The sequence below is a fragment of the Psychrobacter sp. ANT_H56B genome, from assembly GCF_008369245.1.
Taxonomy (GTDB): domain Bacteria; phylum Pseudomonadota; class Gammaproteobacteria; order Pseudomonadales; family Moraxellaceae; genus Psychrobacter; species Psychrobacter cryohalolentis.
Genome location: NZ_VOBF01000001.1, coordinates 173,705 through 194,920 on the forward strand (window position 1 = coordinate 173,705; position 21,216 = coordinate 194,920).

At 42.7% G+C, this 21,216-nt stretch carries 11 protein-coding genes; 5 read left to right on the forward strand and 6 right to left on the reverse strand.

Annotated elements, in window-relative coordinates; genetic code table 11:
* Positions 1 to 22 precede the first annotated feature (22 nt).
* Positions 23 to 3,934: an AAA family ATPase gene (locus FQ082_RS00685; RefSeq protein WP_149491661.1), complete on the forward strand. Its 3,912-nt coding sequence runs from the start codon at positions 23 to 25 to the stop codon at positions 3,932 to 3,934.
* Between the two features lie 163 nt (positions 3,935 to 4,097).
* Here FQ082_RS00685 and FQ082_RS00690 read toward each other — a convergent pair whose 3' ends face one another.
* Positions 4,098 to 8,957, reverse strand: a complete 4,860-nt coding sequence (locus tag FQ082_RS00690; RefSeq protein WP_149491662.1) for an NAD-glutamate dehydrogenase — start codon at positions 8,955 to 8,957, stop codon at positions 4,098 to 4,100.
* A 447-nt stretch (positions 8,958 to 9,404) separates the two neighbouring features.
* Here FQ082_RS00690 and purD point away from each other — a divergent pair, with 447 nt between their 5' ends.
* Both purD and FQ082_RS00700 read left to right on the forward strand, forming a co-directional pair.
* Positions 9,405 to 10,730 carry a phosphoribosylamine--glycine ligase gene (gene purD, locus FQ082_RS00695; RefSeq protein WP_149491943.1) on the forward strand — a complete coding sequence of 442 codons (1,326 nt, stop codon included), beginning with the start codon at positions 9,405 to 9,407 and terminating at the stop codon, positions 10,728 to 10,730.
* A gap of 298 nt (positions 10,731 to 11,028) precedes the next feature.
* The gene (locus tag FQ082_RS00700; protein WP_188018878.1) at positions 11,029 to 12,423 is read left to right on the forward strand and encodes an ABC1 kinase family protein; all 1,395 of its coding nucleotides are present in this window, start codon (positions 11,029 to 11,031) and stop codon (positions 12,421 to 12,423) included.
* A gap of 162 nt (positions 12,424 to 12,585) precedes the next feature.
* Here FQ082_RS00700 and FQ082_RS00705 read toward each other — a convergent pair whose 3' ends face one another.
* Entirely contained in the window at positions 12,586 to 13,251 is a 666-nt protein-coding gene (locus FQ082_RS00705) for a DUF938 domain-containing protein (RefSeq protein WP_149491664.1), read from the reverse strand.
* 210 nt (positions 13,252 to 13,461) lie between these two features.
* Here FQ082_RS00705 and FQ082_RS00710 point away from each other — a divergent pair, with 210 nt between their 5' ends.
* Together FQ082_RS00710 and FQ082_RS00715 are read left to right on the forward strand one after the other, a co-directional pair.
* Positions 13,462 to 13,659, forward strand: coding sequence for a DNA gyrase inhibitor YacG (locus tag FQ082_RS00710; RefSeq protein ID WP_149491665.1), 198 nt, complete (start codon positions 13,462 to 13,464; stop codon positions 13,657 to 13,659).
* Positions 13,660 to 13,715: 56 nt separating this feature from the next.
* A complete protein-coding gene (locus FQ082_RS00715; protein ID WP_149491666.1) occupies positions 13,716 to 14,897 on the forward strand; it encodes an aspartate aminotransferase family protein in 1,182 nt (393 codons plus the stop codon).
* Positions 14,898 to 14,999: 102 nt separating this feature from the next.
* On the opposite strand, the gene FQ082_RS00720 is transcribed toward FQ082_RS00715, so the two are convergent.
* The 4 genes from FQ082_RS00720 to lysS form a co-directional block, all read right to left on the reverse strand.
* The gene (locus tag FQ082_RS00720; protein ID WP_011513737.1) at positions 15,000 to 15,899 is read right to left on the reverse strand and encodes a LysR family transcriptional regulator; all 900 of its coding nucleotides are present in this window, start codon (positions 15,897 to 15,899) and stop codon (positions 15,000 to 15,002) included.
* Positions 15,900 to 16,133: 234 nt separating this feature from the next.
* Positions 16,134 to 18,107, reverse strand: a complete 1,974-nt coding sequence (gene dnaX, locus FQ082_RS00725; protein ID WP_149491667.1) for a DNA polymerase III subunit gamma/tau — start codon at positions 18,105 to 18,107, stop codon at positions 16,134 to 16,136.
* Between the two features lie 147 nt (positions 18,108 to 18,254).
* Positions 18,255 to 19,550, reverse strand: coding sequence for a hypothetical protein (locus FQ082_RS00730; protein WP_262498109.1), 1,296 nt, complete (start codon positions 19,548 to 19,550; stop codon positions 18,255 to 18,257).
* 116 nt (positions 19,551 to 19,666) lie between these two features.
* Positions 19,667 to 21,211 carry a lysine--tRNA ligase gene (lysS, locus tag FQ082_RS00735; protein ID WP_149491668.1) on the reverse strand — a complete coding sequence of 515 codons (1,545 nt, stop codon included), beginning with the start codon at positions 21,209 to 21,211 and terminating at the stop codon, positions 19,667 to 19,669.
* Positions 21,212 to 21,216 lie beyond the last annotated feature (5 nt).

Here is a 21,216-nt window from a genome sequence, read left to right on the forward strand (position 1 = left end):
TCTATAAAAATAAGACCCTGCCATGCGCCTAATTGAACTCAGACTTAAAAACCTCAACTCCTTAAAAGGCGAATGGCACATTGATTTTAGTGACGCCGCTTTTCTTAACGAAGGTATCTTTGCCATTACTGGGCAAACAGGCGCTGGCAAGACCACTATTTTGGATGCTATTTGTTTGGCGCTCTACAGTCAAACACCACGACTCGGTGATATTACTGGCTCTACCAATGAGATCATGACCCAAGGTACCGGAGAGTGCTCGGCTGAAGTTATTATCGAGATTGACGCTAAACGATATCAGTGTTCATGGTACCAACATCGTGCCCACAAAAAAGCCAAAGGCAACTTATTACCGATTAAGCACGAGATTAGCGAGGTCAAATCTGGCAAGATTTTAGAAGAGAAAAAATCTAAGACCTCTGCGTATATTCAGGATCTTATTGGTATGGATTTTAGCCAATTTACCCGCTCCATCATGCTGGCACAAGGCAGTTTTGCCGCCTTTTTAAAATCTGATATCGGTGATAGAGCGGCGATTTTAGAGAAGATAACAGGTACCGCTATCTATGCCAAAATCTCACTCAATGTTCATGAGAAAAAACGCTTGGAAGAAGATGTGCTCAGTAAGTTGCAGGCAGGCGTTGATGGCTTGTCTTTACTAAGTGTTGAAAACGAAAACCTATTGGAAGCCGATCTAAAAGTATTGAATCAGCAGCAGAACACGCAGCGACAAACCTTTAAGACATTAAGTGAGCAGCTGCAATGGCTAAATAACATACAACAGCTACAAAGTAACCTGTCTGTTTATCAGAGCGAGTTTGCAAGCGCCCAGCAAGCGCAGCAAGCTTTTATTCCAGAAGCTAAGCGTTTAAGTATTGCAAACAAGGCATTAGAGATTGATAGCCAGTTTCGTGAGCTTAGCTATCGCCGTGATACGGTCCAGAAGCTAGATGTTGAGCAACAGAGTTTGCTAAATCAAATCCCTGCCCAGCAAGAATCGCTGACGCAAGCTGCTCGCCATTTAGACAATGCCAATATGCTAGAAAAGCAAGCATCAGAAAACCTTCAAATAAATTTGCCCCTCATCGCACAGGTACGCGAATTAGACAGCGATATAAGGCAGCAGTCTCAATCCTTAGTGGAATACAACCAGCACAAGGAATTATTGGCAGGCAATGTACAGATATTAAGCCAAACCATCCAAAGTCATCAGCAAACTGCCAATCGCACCAAAACTCAGCTAAATAATATCGACCAGTACTTTAGCGACCACCCAGAGATGAGCGACCTTGATACCGATATGACAATCTTTGATAGCAACTGTCAACGATTAAGAGCACTACTAGAGGACAACTCTGAGCTTTCAGCCACTAGGATGGGTCAACATAGCCATGCCCGCCAGCTACAAGCTGATGTTGAGACATTATCTAAACAGCAAGATACTGATATTTTATTGATAGCGAAGCGGCGCGAGCAACTACTAAAGCTACAACAGCAGCAAGCAATCATCATTCAAAAGCAGCCCCTTGCCAGTATGCGTAGTGAGCAAGAGCAAATTGATCCAATCCTCATACAAATTGAGCAGGTGAGCTTTAAGATTACACAGCGGTCTGAGCTGATCAGTCAAATCCATAAAATCAATCTCACGCTACCGGTATTGAAGCAAGAGCTAATGGTCTTAGAAGATTTAGTTGCCACTCATCGCGCCGACATTCAGAGCACTAAGCTTAAAAAACAAGACAAACAGACGCACCTTCATTTACTGCAAAAAGTTGCAAGGCTTGAAGATTACATCGTGGAGCTCAAAGACGGTACACCCTGCCCACTGTGTGGCGCGCATGAGCACCCTTATGGTAAGCATCATCCGCTATTGGATAGCCAACTTGACAACAAACAAGCGTTGCCACTAACACAGCAAACCCAGCAGCAAATAGCTGAGCTTGAGATACTCATTGAGCATCTCGAACAAGCGTTATCTAAACATCATATCGACCATGCTACTAAAAATGAAACCATTAGCAACCAACAGCAGCAGTTAGTACCATTACAGCAGCAGTGTGAGATGTTAAGCAATGACATTCAAGATAGTCTACTTTCACTTTTTAACGCCAATAAAAATTATTCCAAAGCGATTGCAGGGATTGTCCATCCGCTTTATCAACTGAGTGAGGATATCAATGCGATTGATAGTGACGTTGAACGCACATTACCTTTACTAAACAGCGTCAAACAAAAGCTACTCGAGCAAAAGCAGTCTCTTAAAAATGTATTGATTCAACATGATGACTTGACACAAAGCATGTCAGCGCTAAGTATTGCTATAGAGAGTGATGAAAATCAGCATCAGGTATTGATAAGCAAAATCAATAACCTGACGACGGATATCAAGCTACACTCGCAGAAAGCAGACACCGTTGAAGAAAAGATAGCCGCCAACTTTTTGGCATTAGCCCCTATTACTAGCAGTATTTTATCTTTGGTAGATAAGTATCCGGCGGATAACTACGCAGAATATTTAAGTATTGATTTTAAAAAAGCAGACATTCAAAGCGCACTTAAGCAATTGGATGCTAGTACTGATGAGAAAACCGTACTAGATAGCAGTAACTATGAGCGTCATATTGACAGATTACGTCAACAGCGCAGCATGCTAAATCAGCTGAAAAATTATTTTACTAAACAGAAAAACAGCCAGCAACAGCTAACCAATACATTAAGTACAGTGAGCGCTCAAATTGACACTAAGCAAGCACAGCTTTGCACAGATAAAAGCGCTCTAAAGAATCTCGAACACTTGATAGTGGAAAAAAATATAGATCTTGAGCTGCTCAGGAGCAAAAGAACAGAGCTTTTTTCAGATAAAAACCCAGAGTCAGAAGACACTCTACTGCGCCGAACAGTGGATGACGCAAAAGCCAAACAAGCAAATGCTCAAAGACAACTAGACAGCACGCAGCAAGTATTAGAGCAATTGCAAAACAGGCAACGACAGCTATTGGCAGAATTGCAGTCTGCTATGACAGCCCTTAATACCCAACAAGAGGTATTTATGGAGCATCTAGCAGCGGCGCAGTTTGTGGATGAAGATGCTTTTATCCATGCGCGCTTGCCTAAAGAAGAGCGTGATGCTTTACATACTCGTAAGCTTACGATTGATAGCGCCTTGCAGCAGGCAAAGTCACAGTTAGATAGCACCCAACAATCATTAGAGCAGAACCTATCTCTTGCTATGACGAATATCAGCCAAGAAACGATTGCCGCCCAACATCAGCACATTCAGATGGAGATTGATCAGCTCAGTCAACAGATTGGTGCTATTGTTCAAAAGCTCAAAGACAATGAGAACCAAAAAGGTCAACAAGCAACGCAGCTTATAGCTATTAATGCGCAAAAAGAAAAATTACAAGTTTGGCAGCAGCTGCATACTTTAATTGGTTCAGCCGATGGTAAGAAATATCGCACCTTTGCTCAAGGCTTAACTTTTGAAGTTATGATTAGCCATGCCAATAGCCAACTACAAAAGATGAGTGACCGCTATTTGCTGATTCATGATGACAGCAATCCGCTTGAGCTTAATGTCATTGATAACTATCAAGGCGGCGATATTCGCAGCACCAAAAACTTATCTGGTGGTGAAGGCTTCATTATCAGTCTCGCGCTCGCTCTTGGACTATCGCAAATGGCTAGCCACAATATCCGTGTGGATTCGCTATTTTTGGATGAAGGTTTTGGCACGCTTGATGAAGAGTCGTTAGATATTGCTCTAGATACCTTGACAGGCTTGCAACAAGAAGGGAAATTGATTGGTATTATCTCTCACGTACAGGCGTTAAAAGATCGCATTTTGACCCAAATAAAGGTCGAAAAAATATCGGGCGGCTTTAGTCAAATCAGTGGTCAAGGATGTCGGCGCGTTATGAATGACAAAGCATGATAAGTTAGCAGGATTGATAACGACATATGATAAAGAAGTACCTTTAAAGGCATTTATTAAATGATACTGGCACGGCTATTTGGCATAAAAACATAAAAAAACCACCGTTAACGAATAACGGTGGTTTTTTATAATCAAACTATCTATTTACTTACTCGATTCGCTATTTGGTCACTAAACCACTTAACTCACTCATCAAGACGGATAACGTTGAGAGGCTGATTTGGCTATCATTATTGCTATCAAGTTTATCCATCTCAGCAGTAACGCCGGCAAGCTGGCTAGCATGACGCGATTTCCAATCACTGAAGGCTTGAATGGCATCAGGTTGAGTCAATAACGTCTCCATCAGCATACGTAAGCTGCGCGATACATCATTGGCAAGCGCATGACGGGCACGGCGATCCCAGTGGTCTTGCTGCGGCAAGATAGCAATATTATCCATCATCCAATCAAGCTGCAAAACGTGATAGGCCTCAAAGTATAAAGTGGCAATCTCATCAACCGGACGTTCGTACTGCTCTGCTAAGAGGGCAGCATCAAGGGCATCAACATGGTATGGCAACATTGCAAACATCGATGCATCATTGATAGAAAGACCATCTTCTATCAAGCTTGTGGTATCGGCTTGCAAGTATTGTGAAAATTGCTGCTCAATAAATCCGCCTGATTTGGTTAGCTTTTCGACACTGTCTTCAAAACGGCTAATCATATCGGCCACTTGCAAATCTTGTCCAAAGGCATTGATAAACCAGACTACTCCGTTTTCGAGTGCATCGCGCAGACGCAGTTCAAGCTCAAGCAGCAAAGTGGCATCGACTTGATTGTCAAGTGCTTCAAGTAGCTCCCATGCTTTTGAGACATGGAACACATCACGCGCAATGGCATAGCCGCGCACGATAGTGGCAAGCGTTTGTCCTGTTTCTTCATGCAGACGGAATAATGCTTCGATACCCAGACGGTTGACCACACTATTGGTCATATACGTACTGATGATTTCACGGTGTAAACGGTGTTCAGTCATCTCATCAAAGAATTTTGATGCCAGCTCATCGGGGAAATATTTGCGTAATTCATTAACGAAATACGGCGCATCCGGTAAATCTGAGAGCAGTAAGTTGTCATAAACCCACATTTTTCCGTAAGCCATCACAACGGCTAGCTCAGGATTGGTTAGACCTGTGCCAGATTTTTGGCGTTTAGCAATCTCTTCATCTGATGGCAAATACTCAATCGCTCGATCTAGACGCCCTTCTGCTTCTAACATCTGAATAAAGCGCTGATGATCGCTTAAGTTTGCAGCTGCCCGGATTTGACTCAGCTCAATTGCTTGCGGTTGCAGATAGTTTTGACGCAGCACCAATTCGCTAATGGTCTCGGTCATGCTTTCAAGAAGCTCATTACGCTGCTTCAACGTCATATCACCTTGCTCAACCACTTTGCCAAGTAAGATTTTGATATTGACTTCATGATCTGAGCAGTTGACGCCGCCTGAGTTATCGATAGCATCAGTATAAATACGTCCACCAGTTTGGGCATACTCGATACGACCTCGTTGCGTGAGGCCTAGGTTACCCCCTTCACCGACGATAGCCGCACGTAATTCGCCACCGTTGACACGTACGGCATCATTGGCACGATCACCTACGTCAGCATGACTCTCCTCACTACTTTTCACATAAGTACCGATACCACCATTCCAAATGAGATCTACTGGCGATTTTAGCAACGCGCTGATAAAGTCATTTGGTGCTAAGCTGTCATCTGAGATATCAAAAACCGCTTTCATTTCAGGGCTGATAGCAATGGTCTTGTCTTGACGTGAGAAGATACCACCGCCTTGGCTAATGAGAGACTGGTTATAATCTTCCCATGACGAGCGAGGTAAGTTAAATAAGCGCTCGCGTTCTGCAAAAGACGCCGCTGTATCTGGATTTGGGTCAATAAAAATATGCAGATGGTTAAAGGCAGCAACCAGTTTGGTATGGGTTGATCTGAGCATACCGTTACCAAAGACGTCACCACTCATGTCGCCAATCGCCACAACGGTAAAATCATCGCGATTTTGAATGTCCATGCCGCGCATACGGAAGTGGCGCTTGACCGACTCCCAACCACCGCGGGCGGTAATGCCCATCGCTTTGTGGTCATAACCAACCGAGCCACCAGAAGCAAAGGCATCATCTAGCCAAAAGTTATATTCAGCAGACAAAGCATTGGCGATATCAGAAAAGGTTGCCGTACCTTTATCGGCAGCGACCACCAAATACGGATCATCTTCATCATGACGTACGGTATTGGCTGGCGGGACAATCGCACCATCGACGATATTGTCGGTCACATCAAGCATACCGCGAAGAAATGTCTGATAGCAGGCAATACCTTCAGCTTGGAACACATCACGACCATCCGCCATCGTTTTGGTTTTAACGATAAAGCCGCCTTTTGAGCCAACCGGTACGATAACGGCGTTTTTGACCATTTGTGCTTTAACGAGTCCAAGTACTTCAGTACGGAAATCTTCCATACGATCAGACCAACGCAGCCCACCGCGAGCGACTTTACCGCCACGCAAATGCACTGCTTCAACGCGTGGTGAATAGACAAATATCTCAAACATCGGCTTAGGCTTGGGTAGATTTGGAATATCTGCTGCCAAAAATTTAAAGGACAAACGATCTTTACGCTGCCCATTCGCCTCTCTTTGATAAAAGTTGGTACGTACCATGGCGTTAATTAAATCTAAGTACCAGCGGAAGATACGGTCTTCATCCAAGCTACTGACACCTGCTAATGCGGTGGTAATCTGTGCTCGAATCTGGCTGGTTTTGCTGGCACGTTCCTCTTCACTATAGTTAGGATTCATTCGTGCATCAAATAAACTGCCTAATGCGACACTGATGTCACTGTTTTTGACCATAGTTTGTTGAATATAGACATTCGAGAATGGTGCTTTCGCTTGCATCATATAGCGTGACAAGGCGCGCAGTACCACCACATCATAAGTATCTAATTTGGTGGTCAATACCAATTCGTTAAGTGAATCACTCTCAACCTGTCCTGCCCAAATTTGCTTTAAGCTGTCCTCAAACTGTGCACGCACCACTTGCATATCAATGGTATCAACGTGCTCTAAGACCAGCTCATACTCCTGCATCCAAATAGGTTGCTCAGGTAAATCAAACTCATAGGTCTGCGCTGAGATAACTGATACCCCGAAGTTCTCTAGTACGGGTAAGACTTTAGATAAGATAACTGCTTTTTGACGACCATATAGCTTTAAGTGCAACTGATTGCTTGCGTCACCTGTCGATTGATACAAGTGCCAAATCATCGGCTGCTCATCGCTAAGTCCAGCCAAACGCTTGGTATCTTCAACGGCAGTACGTGCATCGAATCGCTCTTGGTAAGCGGCAGGGATATAACTTAAAAATCTGCGCGTCAGAGCATTGGCATGCTGCTCACCGACATTATCCAGCAGCATTTTTTGATAGTTATCACTCCACGACTGCATCAAAAAGGACAGCTTGGCTTGGAGCGCAGCGGTATCCACCTCATGCACTTGACCTGGCACTGTACGGACATGTACATGGACGCGGGCATGTTCAGATTCGTTAAACTCCGTTGTAAAGCCTGAAGATGTACCACCATAAGCTTCTTTTAGGACGTTCTGTACCTTGATGCGAAGTTCGGTATTGAATTTATCACGCGGAATATAGACCAAGCAGGAAACAAAACGCTGGTAATGATCGATACGGCAAAATAAGCGTAGGCTTTTTTTGTCCTGTAGTTGGCTAATTCCTAGTACTGTCGGGTAAAGATCATCAATGCTGGCTTGAAACAAGTCATCGCGCGGCAAGGTATTAATGATATGCATCATTTTGTGATACGCATGACCATCACGTGGTAGTTTTGCCATCGCCATGATTTTATTGGATTTTTCGCGTAATAAGGGAATTTGTTGCACGCTTAGTTGATAAGCTTGTGCTGTAAAAAGACCAATAAAACGATGCTCACCGATGAGCTTGCCATTATCATCAAACTTATGAATGCCCAAAAAATCCATATAAACTGGGCGGTGTACTGGCGATACTCGGCTTGATTTTGACAATACCAATACTTGCGGCGCTGTTAGCAGTCTTTTTAGATTGCTTGGCAGCTCGTCAAAGCTTTTTGAAAGCTGGTCTTCACTACCGCCACGTAATAGTCCAAGCCCACTATTACCAATAGAAAATAAATCCAAATCACTACGGTCGTCTTGGTTGGCTATATTGCCAAAACTATTAACCTCGATTCTGTGCCCGTCTTCTAAGCGGTACTCTCGATATCCCAAAAAGATAAAGTGATCGTCCAAGACCCAATCTAAAAATGCTTGAATCTCTTGTTGAGAGTAAAATACTTCCGGCAGTGTTTTTGTAGCAAGTTCCGCTTTTATATCGGTTAGCTTGGCACGTATCTGCTGCCAGTCATCAACGACGACATCAAGTGTGTCTACTTTTGCCAGCAGCATCTGTTTTAATGCCGCCAATTCATCATTGTCTTGATAAGAGATTTCACAATGAATCAAAGACATGTGTGAGGTGCCACTTTCCTGAGCGCTTTCAACTTTAGTGATCGCGCCATTTTCATCGCGTTCGACATTGACGATGATATGATAAGTACGATGCACATCGATGCCTTGCTCTTCAAGACTCATCAATAGCGTGTCGACCAAAAATGGTCGGTCATAGGCAACGATTTGGATAACGGTATGTGAGCTGTGAAAATGCTGCTCTTCTGCAATGGGGTTTAATATGGCAAGCTGCGGATGGCTACGATCATAGGCTTTTAATAGCGTAAAATGATGCAGTGCCATCCCAGCCAAATCAGCATTACTGATGTCCTTTGCAGTCTCTTGATGCAATGGCTGATAGTAGCTATGAATAAAGTGGTCAAATAATGATTTGTCCGCTTGTACATAACTGGTGGCAATATCGCTTATCTGGCTGATCCGCTCTTTTGCGATATTTAGAGAGTTTGGCATATCCTTTGTCCTTGCGCTTTTTTATAAGCTTCTTATTTAGGTGTTATGTCTTATGTATTGTGAATAATTAAGTTTGAACTTATTGAACATTAGCAATCATGGTTTGTCTGACTCCCGCTATACGAACTATTTTGTGAGGTTTAACAGGTCTATGAGTAAATAATTTCACTCAAGGCTATCTCTCAGGTGGAATTGTAACGCACCTGCTGTCATAGCTAAAGCGTACAACATCATTTCATGAATCAGTAAGATGTCGATAACATTTACTAATGAGACGATTGTTATCTGATACGGCTTAATATAGACGGACAGGCGCATAGCTATGACACATAGTCATGACAATGGCGGCGTTTTTTTGTTAGAATAGCGCAGAATATTGGACAGTATTTTGCTGGCTCGCTATTAACTCACTTATTATGAATTTTAATGCTAAGGGCAAGAGGTATGATGAATATTTTGGTGATTGGTTCAGGTGGTCGTGAACACGCACTAGCATGGCAGTGCGCAAAAGATAATAATGTAAAAAATATCTATATCGTACCCGGTAATGCTGGCACCGCCCTTGAACCCAAATGCCAAAACGTCACTTTGGAAGACGCTACTGATGCAGGCGAGCACAGCGCTGTTATCAAGTTTTGTCAGAATAACGCTATCGACATGGTCATCGTTGGTCCAGAAGCACCGTTGGTAACAGGCATTGTCGATGCTTGTCGTGCTGCTGGCATCAAAGCTTGGGGTCCAACAGCGTATTGCGCGCAATTAGAAGGCTCAAAGACTTTTGCCAAAGAATTCATGGAGCAAAACAATATCCCAACGGCAGCTTATCAGGGCTTTACCGACGCAGTAGCGGCAAAGGCTTATATCGATGAGCAAGGCGCACCTATTGTCATTAAAGCCGATGGTCTTGCTGCTGGTAAAGGCGTCATTGTTGCTGAGACGATCGAACAGGCGCATGAAGCCATTGACGATATGTTGGCGGATAACAAGTTTGGCGATGCTGGTAGCCGCGTGGTGATTGAGCAGTTTTTGCAAGGCGAGGAAGCCAGCTTTATCTGTATGGTCGATGGTGAAAATATCCTGCCAATGGCAACCAGCCAAGATCATAAGCGTGCTTTTGAAGGTGATACGGGTCCAAACACAGGCGGCATGGGTGCATACTCTCCTGCGCCAGTTGTCACTCAAGAGGTTCATGATAAAGTCATGGCACAAGTGATTCAGCCTGTTGTAGATGCGATGAAAGCTGCCGGTCATCCTTATACGGGATTTTTATATGCTGGACTCATGATTGATAATGCGGGCGACCCATATGTGATTGAGTTTAACTGCCGTTTTGGCGATCCGGAGACGCAGCCTATTTTGATGCGTTTACAATCGTCGATGGTTGATTTGGTTGCACAAGGGTTAGAGGGTAAATTACCGACCGAAGCCAATTGGGATGAGCGCCCTGCCCTTGGTATTGTCATCGCTTCAAAAGGCTACCCTGAAACTTCATCAAAAAATGATGTCATTGCTGGCTTGCCAGAATTAAATAATGACAATCAAAATTCGGTAAAAGTCTTTCATGCGGGCACGGCTTTTTCTCATGAAAATGCTCCTAGCAATGAGAAAGAAGTCGTGACCAATGGCGGTCGCGTATTATGTGTGACTGCATTAGCAGATAGTATCTCAGATGCACAGCAAGCAGCATTAACGGTCACTGCTGCCATTAGTTTTGATGGTGCTCATTATCGCCGTGATATCGGTCATCATGCTATTGCCCGTGGAAACATTTAAATAGTAGTGATAAATAGCACCCACCTATAACGACTTTTGATAAATTCGACCTAGCGTGATGCTGGGTTGAATTTTTTGATGGGTTATATTTTTTAAAGGCTGCTAAAATTAATAGGCAAAAAATGCTTAAGAATTTCAGCATGCTATCCTAAATTACAAAGTAAATAACGTCGCTTGGCTAAGCTGCAAAACCTGCCTTCTTTATATGATACAATTCTGTACACTCATAGCACATCTCCCTTGTATTGTAGGTACATCACCCACAAATCAATACCAACTCGATGAAATGACGATATCTATGGCAAACAATACCTCTAGGTCTTCTAATAACAAGCAGTCTATCGATAATTTAAAAACCTCGGGGTTTGATCGTCGTATGTCGATTGCCAAAACCTCGTTGAACATCGGTCGTCGTTGGGCAGGTAATAGCGTGTCTGGTATGTTTCTTAATAAAGAAGCACGTACAGCACGTAACCAGATTTTTATGGAAGAACAGGCGCATTATTTGGCAGAAGAGCTTGGTAAATTAAAAGGCTCTGTCGTAAAAATTGGTCAAATGCTAGCGATTTATGGTGAGCATATCTTGCCACCTGAGATTACTCGTGCCTTACAAACGCTTAATGATGATACAGCGACACTTGCATGGCCAAAAATCGAGCAGAATTTACAGGATTTATTGGGCAATAAGCTGCAGGATCTTCAGGTTGACCCTGTTCCTATTGGTACAGCATCCCTCGCCCAAGTTCATCGTGCAACCGTCATAGCCACGGGTGAGCAAGTGGTATTAAAGATTCAATATCCGGGTGTGGCTGATGCGATCAACTCTGATTTGGCTCTATTTAAGAGCCTATTAAAGGTTAGCAATATCGTTCCACAAACCCGTTCACTCGATGCATGGTTTGAAGAGATACGTGATTTATTACATCACGAAGTCGACTATGAGGCGGAAGCTGACACAACAGAGCGGTTCTATAACCGTTTGATTGACGATGCACGTTATGTTGTACCTAAAATTAACCGCCATTATTCGACCAAACGCTTACTTTGTATGTCTTATGAGCCGGGTATCAGTGTGGTTTCTGACGCATTGCAACTACTCCCTCTTGAGCGTCGAAACGCCATCGGTCAGGCGGCTATCGAAATCATGATACAAGAGATTTTCGTTTGGGGTGAGATGCAAACGGATCCAAACTTTGGTAATTACCTTGTCCGTGTCGCACGCGACGAAACCGAAATTGATAAACTGGTCTTATTAGATTTTGGCGCGATTCGGCAGTTCGATAACAACTTATTGACGATTGCTCATAATTTATTGCGTGCCGGTTATTATCATGATCATCAATCTATGATGAGTGCCATGACTGGTTATGACTTTTTTGATACCATGAGTGATAAAGTACGTTCAGATATCGCCTCATTGTTTTTGTTGGCAACTGAACCTTTTAGTGATCCTGTGATAAACATGGATATGCCTGCTAATTGTCTAGATGACCAACAGCGCTATATTTGGGCTAACAGTAAGCTGCATACTCGCCTCTCAAATAATGCGACACAAGCGATGCAGTCTTTCGAGTTCAATCTACCACCTAAAGAGTTTATGTTTATCAGTCGGAAATTTATCGGTGCTTATACTTTTTTGACGGTGCTTGATGCTCGTACGGATTCTAATAACTTAGTAAAACCATTTTTATAAATTTATTTGTACGTATTTACTCAACGGATTTTTGAACCGCCTTTTTAGGGGCGGTTTTATTTATTATGATTTTAATTGCTTAGGCTATTTTATAGTTTTAACTTAACCTTAGCATTTTATAGCAAATGTAATTCTTTTATCTTTTTTACTTAGGCTATTATTTTAAATATTCACATTAGCTATCATCCACTTATCGAATCTGGTTTGATAACCTTCAGGTTTCTTCATGCTTAACTCCCAACAGGTTTCTTGCCGTGCTAAGTATTTAACTTCAAAATGTGTACGCTGACTGCTGCTTGCAACCTGACTACGCGTATTGGGCAAACGCCATACCTCATTTGCTTGATGCTCAGCATTGTCCATATATGTTTCGATGTTGGTTGCCAATATTATCTCCCCGTCTACCTGTAAACATGACAGTAAAAACTCAAAAAACGGCATATTAAGCCATTGTTGATTGGGATTGTGCTGCTCAGGATTGGGATATAAGATATAGATACTATCGATACTATTTGGCGCAATTGCATGTACGATCCATGCAATTGCATCAGCATGAATAGCGGTCAAATTGGCAGAATTCTGCTGCACTGCCAATTTTTCAAATGCCTCAAACTTATTGCGAGTACGCTCAATCGCAATCAGATGCTTATCAGGGTTTTGCATGGCAAAGCTTAAGGCATGCTTGCCCTTCCCTGCGCCAATCTCCAAAACGAGTGATTTTTTAGGTTTAAGTGCTGCGTCTGGCATCAAAAAATCACGTGGTGCTGAGAGTTGTTGAGGTTGAAATGCCCGCTCTTGCTGATGTGAAAGCTCAAGGTTGTCAGTCATTTTCTGTCCTTAAAATATTTGTCATTTGTCATTATTCGGCTGCATGCTATTATATAGTCAATGCAACCCAATAGTAATATCACGATATCGATTACTCATCGACAGATAGCTTTCTCAATCAGATTAATAGAGCAATGATTTGAAAATCAATTACTGCTTACTTTTTGAGGATACTTTGTTGATAAAACCAAGGATCTCTCTACTTTTATTATGACCGAATCTACTTCTAATGCCAGCCTTTCACCTAAAACGTATCCTTGTCCAGAATGCGGTAAGCAAACCTCTTGGCAAGATAATAAATATAAGCCGTTTTGTAGTCATCACTGCAAGCTGATTGATCTTGGCGCATGGGCAAATGAAGACTATACATTGCTTGCTGAGTCGACGCCGTTTTCTGATGAGCTATAGTATTAAGCCCTTTACCCTTTTACTTTTATCACTTTATGATTCCAAGGATGCTGTACATGTCTGCTACTTACCTGATGCCCACTTATCTTCGTCAACCTATCAGTTTTACCCGCGGCTCAGGAAGCTGGCTCTATACTCAAGATGAGACGCCTTATCTAGATGCATTAACTGGTATCGCGGTATGCGGTTTAGGGCATTGTCACCCACAAGTCACTGATGCTATTCAGCAACAGGCAGCAACACTGGTTCATACTAGTAATTTATTTGGCATTGATTGGCAAGAACGTGCCGGTGAAGCCTTATGCAATGCGGCGCAAATGGACAGTGTTTTTTTTGCCAACAGTGGCGCTGAAGCAAATGAAGCAGCACTGAAATTGGCGCGTCTATACGCGTATCAGCAAGGATTTAAGCGTCCAAAAGTCATTGTGATGGAGCAATCTTTCCATGGTCGTACCTTATTATCATTATCAGCAACTGCCAACCCCAAAGCGCGCGAAGGCTTTTACACTTTAGATAATGATTTTATCCGTGTGCCATTTGGGGATATTGCCGCCATTGAACAAGCAGCTCATGACTATGAGGATATTTGCGCGGTATTCGTAGAGCCTATTCAAGGTGAAGGTGGTCTTAATACGGCAGCTAACGGCTTTACTTATCTTGAGCAGATACAAGCCGTATGCGATACACATAATTGGCTGTTTATGCTCGATGAAGTACAGACCGGCAATGGACGAACAGGTAAGTATTTTGCTTATCAGCATAGCAGCGCACGCCCTGATGTATTAACGACGGCTAAAGGCTTAGGTAATGGCTTCCCTGTCGGTGCCTGTATGGTACGTGGTCGCGCCAATGGCTTATTTGGAGCTGGTAGTCATGGCTCAACCTATGGCGGCACACCGTTAGCCAGTCGTGTGGTACATAGCGTATATGACGTATTGGCGAACAGTGATATCATGCATAACGCCGTTAACGAGGGACAATTTATTCGTGATAGCATGGTTGATGTATTTGGACAATATGGCGTCAGCAGTCGCGGCGCTGGGATGATGATTGGCATTGCCCTGCCTGAAGACATGGACTGTAGCAAGCTTGTCGATCGTGCTCGTGATGAGCAGAAACTTATCATTAATATCACAGGCGGTCATGTGATTCGTTTGCTACCACCACTTAATATGAGCCGTGATGAAAGCTCACAAGTGGTTGAATGCTTGGTTAATTTACTAAAACCCTCGTTTTAAACGTCTGTTTAACCAAAACATAAAAAAGCCTATAGACAAATTATCTATGGGCTTTTTTATTATTAATCAATCAGCTTTATTAGCATTTAAATAAACTAAACCTTAGTTTGCATGAAAATATTTTTTTAATACCTCTAAGCAACGCGTGATTTTTGCAGGTTGTTGCTCACGGTTTAAGGTTACAGCATATAGTACAAAACTTGGCATCTGGTAGCCGGTCAAAACTTCGACCAAGTTGCCCGACTCTAGCTCTTTTTTGACATCCATTTCCATCATTCTAAGAATACCATGACCTTCTTTGGCGATGGTCATTGCCATAAAGACATTATTGGTATGGATACGCGACGTCATTTTGATACGTGTTTTTTTACCAGTCTCAGTCTGAGTAAGCTCAACATTATTTGTATCCTTCATGATATCAATACAGATAAGATGATGGTCTGCCAAATCTTTCGGCGTTTCGATTTTCTTATGCTGACGTAAATATTGTGGTGAAGCGACCAACATTTGACGCACATCAGATAACGGATGATTGCTCACAGTTGAGTCGTTGATATTGGGGCTCATACGTATCGCAATATCGATTCGCTCATCAATCATATCAATATAATTATTATCTGCAAAATAGGTGATACTAAGATCATCGTGCGCTGACATCCAAGTCGATAGTGCTGGCAAAATATGATTAACACCAAGCTCTGGGGTCGTTGCAATACGCAAACTACCTGCCAATTCATCACGTAATTGATTGACTTTAATTCGACCTTGCTCTGCCGCACTTACCACATCTTTTGCCGCTTCATAAAAGCTAGCACCCGCTTCTGTTAAGCTGAGCTTACGGGTTGAGCGATGTAATAACACCACACCAAGCTCGTTCTCTAAAGAACGTATTTGCTGACTAACGGCGCTGGTGGTGATACCAAGCTCACGGGCTGAACCACTAAAGGAGCCGTGTCCGACCACACTAGCAAACACAGCCATACCACGTAAATTATCTAACATATTCTCATCCAAGCTGCTTTTTAGTTGTTAATATAACTTAACCATTATAGCGGATAATGATAAATCTTACAGTTTTTTAATATTAAACTCAGAGTAAGATGTGAGCGCCCCTTAATCAATAAAGGTAAAAAAATCAAGATGATAGATCAATATCGCCTTGATTTTTTAATAGATACAATATTTTTAATAAAGTGCTAATTTTTATAAACTATCAATTAATAAATTTATGACTGTTTAATATAACTGAACCTTGCCCATTTTGCCTTCGCCGCGCTCGGTTAAATATTGCATCACTGGCGTATTAAACAATCTTGATTCTGCCACTGTTTTAGCCTCAACGAGACGTTTTTGTTGACGACGCTCTGGGGTTTTATCATCGGCTTGCGCGATACTGCTATCAATTCGTAAGCTGATGGCGGCATCAGGAAATTGTACCTGCATCTTTGTCGCTAGCTGCTCAAAGGTTGCCTGCAAATGCTTACTATCGACTGCTGTGACAAAGATGGCTTCGGCATTACAGCTGCCTGTCATCATACCTTGACGAGCAAGCGCCAATTCATCTTGAGCCAAACTAGCGGCTTCACGAGCAGTTTGTAGCCAATAATCCCATTTTTCTGGTGTCCACTCACCTATCAATTCTTGCGGCGGACAACGCAGAAGCGCCCGAGGGTCTTCAGATTGAATTAATAATTGAGAATCATTTACCTCGGGTTCAACAACGGGTTCAACAACGGGTTCAACAACGGGTTCAACAACGGGTTCAACAACGGGTTCAACAACGGGTTCAACAACGGGTTCAACAACGGGTTCAGGCTGATTATTGGACAATTCTAGCGTGTCATAAACGCTAGAATTGTCGTACTGGCTTAAATGACTAGCCTCGTCATTTGAGTAATATTGCTCATGTTGAGTAATACTATTATCAGCGCCAACATCCTGTTTATCATTGACACTTATATCAATATTCTCATAAACGATATTGTCAGATTGAGTTTGTAATTCTAATGATGATGACACTGGCTCAGTGATTAATGTAGCGCTAGAGACAGTGGTAGTAGGTTTTTCTATAGCCGTTACTGTACTATCAGGTACATTGGCTAATATCTCATCAACCGGTAAGGGACGAAAAGCTAAGAGACGTAAAATACACATCTCAAGCGCTTGCATCGGTGTGCTAGCAAGTTTGACTCCTTCACGCGCTTGTACCACGATTTCATAATAAAGCTGTAATACGTCAGGGCTCATATGCTGGGCAAGCTGATCGATATGCTGTGCTTGCGCTTCATTGACATTGAGAGCGACTTCGGGCAGCAGCTGACACAATGCCAACTGATGCAATAGCTCAGCGAGTCCGTCAAACATACTGCTAGCATCAACCATTTGCGCACGCATCTGCTCGATATGGGCAGCGACAGCAGGCTTATCATGATTATAGATATCTGTAATTAAGCTCACTAAGTCGGCCGCATCAATCAAGCCGAGCATCGAATTGACGGTCACATCATCAAGCGCACCTTGGCCAAAAGCAATGGCTTGATCGGTCAACGATAAGGCATCACGTACCGAGCCTTTTGCCGCACTAGCCAATTGCCAAAGTGCAGGCTGTGTATAGCCTACTTGTTCTTGGGTTAGAACATTGGCTAAATGCTCACTGAGCAAGCTTTGCGACAAAGGACGTAATACGAACTGCAGACAGCGCGAGATAATAGTAATCGGCAGCTTTTGTGGATCCGTAGTGGCTAATAGGAACTTGACATGCTCAGGCGGCTCTTCCAAGGTTTTGAGTAGCGCATTAAAGCTGTGTGTTGACAACATATGCACTTCGTCAATCAGGTAAACTTTATAACGGCCTTGGCTTGGCGCATACGGCACATTATCCAGTAGCTCGCGCGTGTCCTCAACTTTGGTACGAGAAGCCGCATCAATCTCAATCAGATCAATAAAACGCCCTTGATCAATCGCCACGCAATTATCACACACGCCGCATGGGGTACTAGTAATACCCGTATCACAGTTCAAACACTTAGATAGGATACGAGCGATGGTCGTCTTACCGACGCCGCGCGTACCCGTAAACAGATAAGCATGATGCAGACGATTATAATCAATCGCATTAATCAGTGCTTGTGAGACATGCATTTGCCCAATCAACTCGTGAAAGTTTTTGGGGCGGTATTTGCGGGCTAAAACTTGATATTGCTGCGTCATAATGAATGCCAAGGTAAGTCGTAAAAATATAAGTAAAGCATCAAATTAGCAATTTATCTTAAAATCAGTTATCGAAGCTAAGTGTCAAAAATAAGTGTCGAATCTAACTATCTAAACCAGCTATCAAACTTAAGTCTCGAAACTAGGCTATGATTGAGCTCTCAATTGAGCCAATTGTTGATATAAACGCTGCGTATTCGCATCGATAAGCGATCCATGCTGATGGAAAGCATCAAGATGTACTTCGGTATTCACGCTATCTTCACAAGGTCTGATATCGACACCAATTAAAAACAGCTCTTGCATAACGGGCTGCTGCATTTGGGCGTTGAGCTCAAATAGCAAATCTTGATGACCAGCACGAACTTTATCTGCACTTAACGAGCTATTGCTATCTTGCGCATAAAATACCATCAAATAATGGCAACCAAATACATTGTAAGAGTGCTCATGGCGCACATAACCTGTCCAACGCGATTCTTGGTCAATTGTTCTATGGGCCAATATTTTTTCTATCAAACACGCATAGGTGTACATGGATTCATCGACCAAAATATCAACCTGCTCTTTTGGCAATGGGTTACCCGCTTCATAACAGCTTTTGATTAAACTATTAAAAAGCTTGTACCACATTCGAGTATTCTTCTGAATCTCTGCCATCAGCGCTGCCGCAAACTCAGTTTGCTCAGGCTCTGCTGCTTTTAGCAATCGTGGTTCAATCTGTGCTATCAACTCATGACTGAGCAATTGCTCTTGAACTTCAATCGCTCTATGATGAAAATCTGGCGATTGTAAGAACTGCACAAGCAAAGTCGATTCATCTGCAAATGTCTCAAACCCAGTCAGTTTACTACGATGAAACGCTAGATAGGCGGTCAAATCACTTGGCGTCACCAACTCGTTTAATATCTCAGCAAAGTTCTGGTAGCTAAATACTTGTAAAACGCTGTGTTCATCATCCAAATCTAACACACAATCTTCAGCAAAGAACTGACTGCCATACTCATAACCAACCGCATAAGATGGCGATGATGAATACTGGTTTTGTAGATCATTATGATCGCAATCTTGATGCTGAACTGAAAGTGATGTTAATCCAATAAAATATACGGGTTTATTAGATGTCGCTTCATTTTTATGAGTGATAGCTTTATCGTTTTTGAGATAAAGATGTGCATGTTGCTTGATAAGCTGATTGACAACTTCTTTTCTCCATGTACGAACTTGACTAGTATCAATGCCTTGCTTACTTGCCTGCATCACGACATCATTGACAATAAGATAAATCGTCGCATTAGAGAACTTGAAAACAAAATCATAACCCTGAAAATATTCAGGGCTAGTGATTTTATTTTCTGATAAGTCATACAAAGACAAAAAACTCTGTTGAATCATCTGTTGCCAAATCGAGGGCGTTACTTGCTGATTGTCCATAGTATGCATAATGTCCCTATTAATTAAGTACTAAAAAACCATATAAGGCTATTTCATTAAAATTAGAAATAGCCATCTTATGTTCAGTCTAGTACTAGCATAGACTTATGGCAAGCAAACTATCTTTAACCCTCAAGCTTACGGCGCATATGTGGGAATAAAATCACATCACGAATACTGGCAGAGTCTGTCAATAACATCACTAAACGGTCGATACCAATACCTTCACCTGCTGTTGGCGGTAAACCATAAGACAGAGCTTCGATATACTCTGCATCGAAATGCATCGCTTCATCATCGCCAGCATCTTTTTCAGCCACCTGACCAAGGAAACGCTCAGCCTGATCTGCAGGATCATTAAGCTCACTAAAGCCATTAGCCAACTCACGACCACCGACAAACAGCTCAAAACGATCCGTAATCTCAGGGTTGTCATCACTACGGCGTGCTAGCGGTGAGGTTTCAGCAGGGTATTCAGTGATAAACGTCGGCTGACGCAATTGGTGCTCAGCGGTTTCTTCAAAGATGATGGTCTGCAACTTACCCACACCAAAGACATCCTTTACCTGTTGCTTCAGTGTCGTCGATGCGTACTCTGCAAGATACTCACGATCATTAATACGATTCATATCAAAGTTTTCTGCATATTTGGCAATCGCATCAGACATAGATAGACGCTCAAAAGGCGCTTTTAGGCTAATGGCTTCTTCTTGGTAAGTAATCTCGGTTGTACCTAAGATATCGATCGCCAATTCGTTAAATAAGCGCTCAGTCAAATCCATCAAATCATGATAATCTGCATACGCTTGATAAAACTCAATCATGGTGAATTCAGGATTATGACGGGTTGAAACGCCTTCATTACGGAAGCTACGGTTAATCTCAAAGACTTTCTCAAAGCCACCAACGACCAAGCGCTTAAGATAAAGTTCAGGAGCAATACGCAGATATAATGGCATGTCTAACGCATTATGATGGGTCACAAACGGACGTGCCACTGCACCACCTGGGATCGGATGCATCATAGGCGTTTCAACTTCCATAAAACGCTCATTAAGCATAAATTTGCGAATACCGCTAATGACTTGACTGCGCACCATAAAGGTATCACGGGTCGTCTCATTAGTCATCAAATCAAGATGACGATTGCGATAGCGTGCTTCCACATCAGCTAGTCCATGAAATTTATTTGGCATTGGGCGTAATGCTTTGGTCAATAACTCAATCTCTTCAATATGTACGTACAAATCGCCTTTGCCTGAACGACCGATATAACCTGATACACCAACGATATCACCCAAATCTAGCGATTTGATGTCTGCTAACGTCTTTTCATCTAACTCTTTGCGTGCCACATATAACTGGATACGACCTGTCATATCTTGGATAACAATAAACGCCCCACGGTTCAGCATGACGCGACCGGCGACATTCACCTGTGTTTTTTCGCCTTTAGCATCATTGTCAGCAATTTCTTGTTTTGAGATACCCTCAAAAGCTGCCTGCAAGTCTTGAGCATAATCTGTGCGCTTAAACGTATTCGGATAAGGCTGTTTACCTGAAGCGACGATATCATCCAGCTTGGCTTGCAATTGGGCAATCAGCTCATTAGCGTCTTCTGGAGCTTGCTCTTGATTGTTTTGCTGATTTTGATTATTAGGCTTTGACATAACAC

What these genes read in the sequence shown, in the direction of transcription:
- FQ082_RS00685 (WP_149491661.1), top strand. Translation starts at nt 23, where the DNA reads ATGCGCCTAATTGAACTCAGACTTAAAAACCTCAACTCCTTAAAAGGC.
- FQ082_RS00690 (WP_149491662.1), bottom strand. Translation starts at nt 8,957, where the DNA reads ATGCCAAACTCTCTAAATATCGCAAAAGAGCGGATCAGCCAGATAAGC.
- purD (WP_149491943.1), top strand. Translation starts at nt 9,405, where the DNA reads ATGAATATTTTGGTGATTGGTTCAGGTGGTCGTGAACACGCACTAGCA.
- FQ082_RS00700 (WP_188018878.1), top strand. Translation starts at nt 11,029, where the DNA reads ATGGCAAACAATACCTCTAGGTCTTCTAATAACAAGCAGTCTATCGAT.
- FQ082_RS00705 (WP_149491664.1), bottom strand. Translation starts at nt 13,251, where the DNA reads ATGACTGACAACCTTGAGCTTTCACATCAGCAAGAGCGGGCATTTCAA.
- FQ082_RS00710 (WP_149491665.1), top strand. Translation starts at nt 13,462, where the DNA reads ATGACCGAATCTACTTCTAATGCCAGCCTTTCACCTAAAACGTATCCT.
- FQ082_RS00715 (WP_149491666.1), top strand. Translation starts at nt 13,716, where the DNA reads ATGTCTGCTACTTACCTGATGCCCACTTATCTTCGTCAACCTATCAGT.
- FQ082_RS00720 (WP_011513737.1), bottom strand. Translation starts at nt 15,899, where the DNA reads ATGTTAGATAATTTACGTGGTATGGCTGTGTTTGCTAGTGTGGTCGGA.
- dnaX (WP_149491667.1), bottom strand. Translation starts at nt 18,107, where the DNA reads ATGACGCAGCAATATCAAGTTTTAGCCCGCAAATACCGCCCCAAAAAC.
- FQ082_RS00730 (WP_262498109.1), bottom strand. Translation starts at nt 19,550, where the DNA reads ATGCATACTATGGACAATCAGCAAGTAACGCCCTCGATTTGGCAACAG.
- lysS (WP_149491668.1), bottom strand. Translation starts at nt 21,211, where the DNA reads ATGTCAAAGCCTAATAATCAAAATCAGCAAAACAATCAAGAGCAAGCT.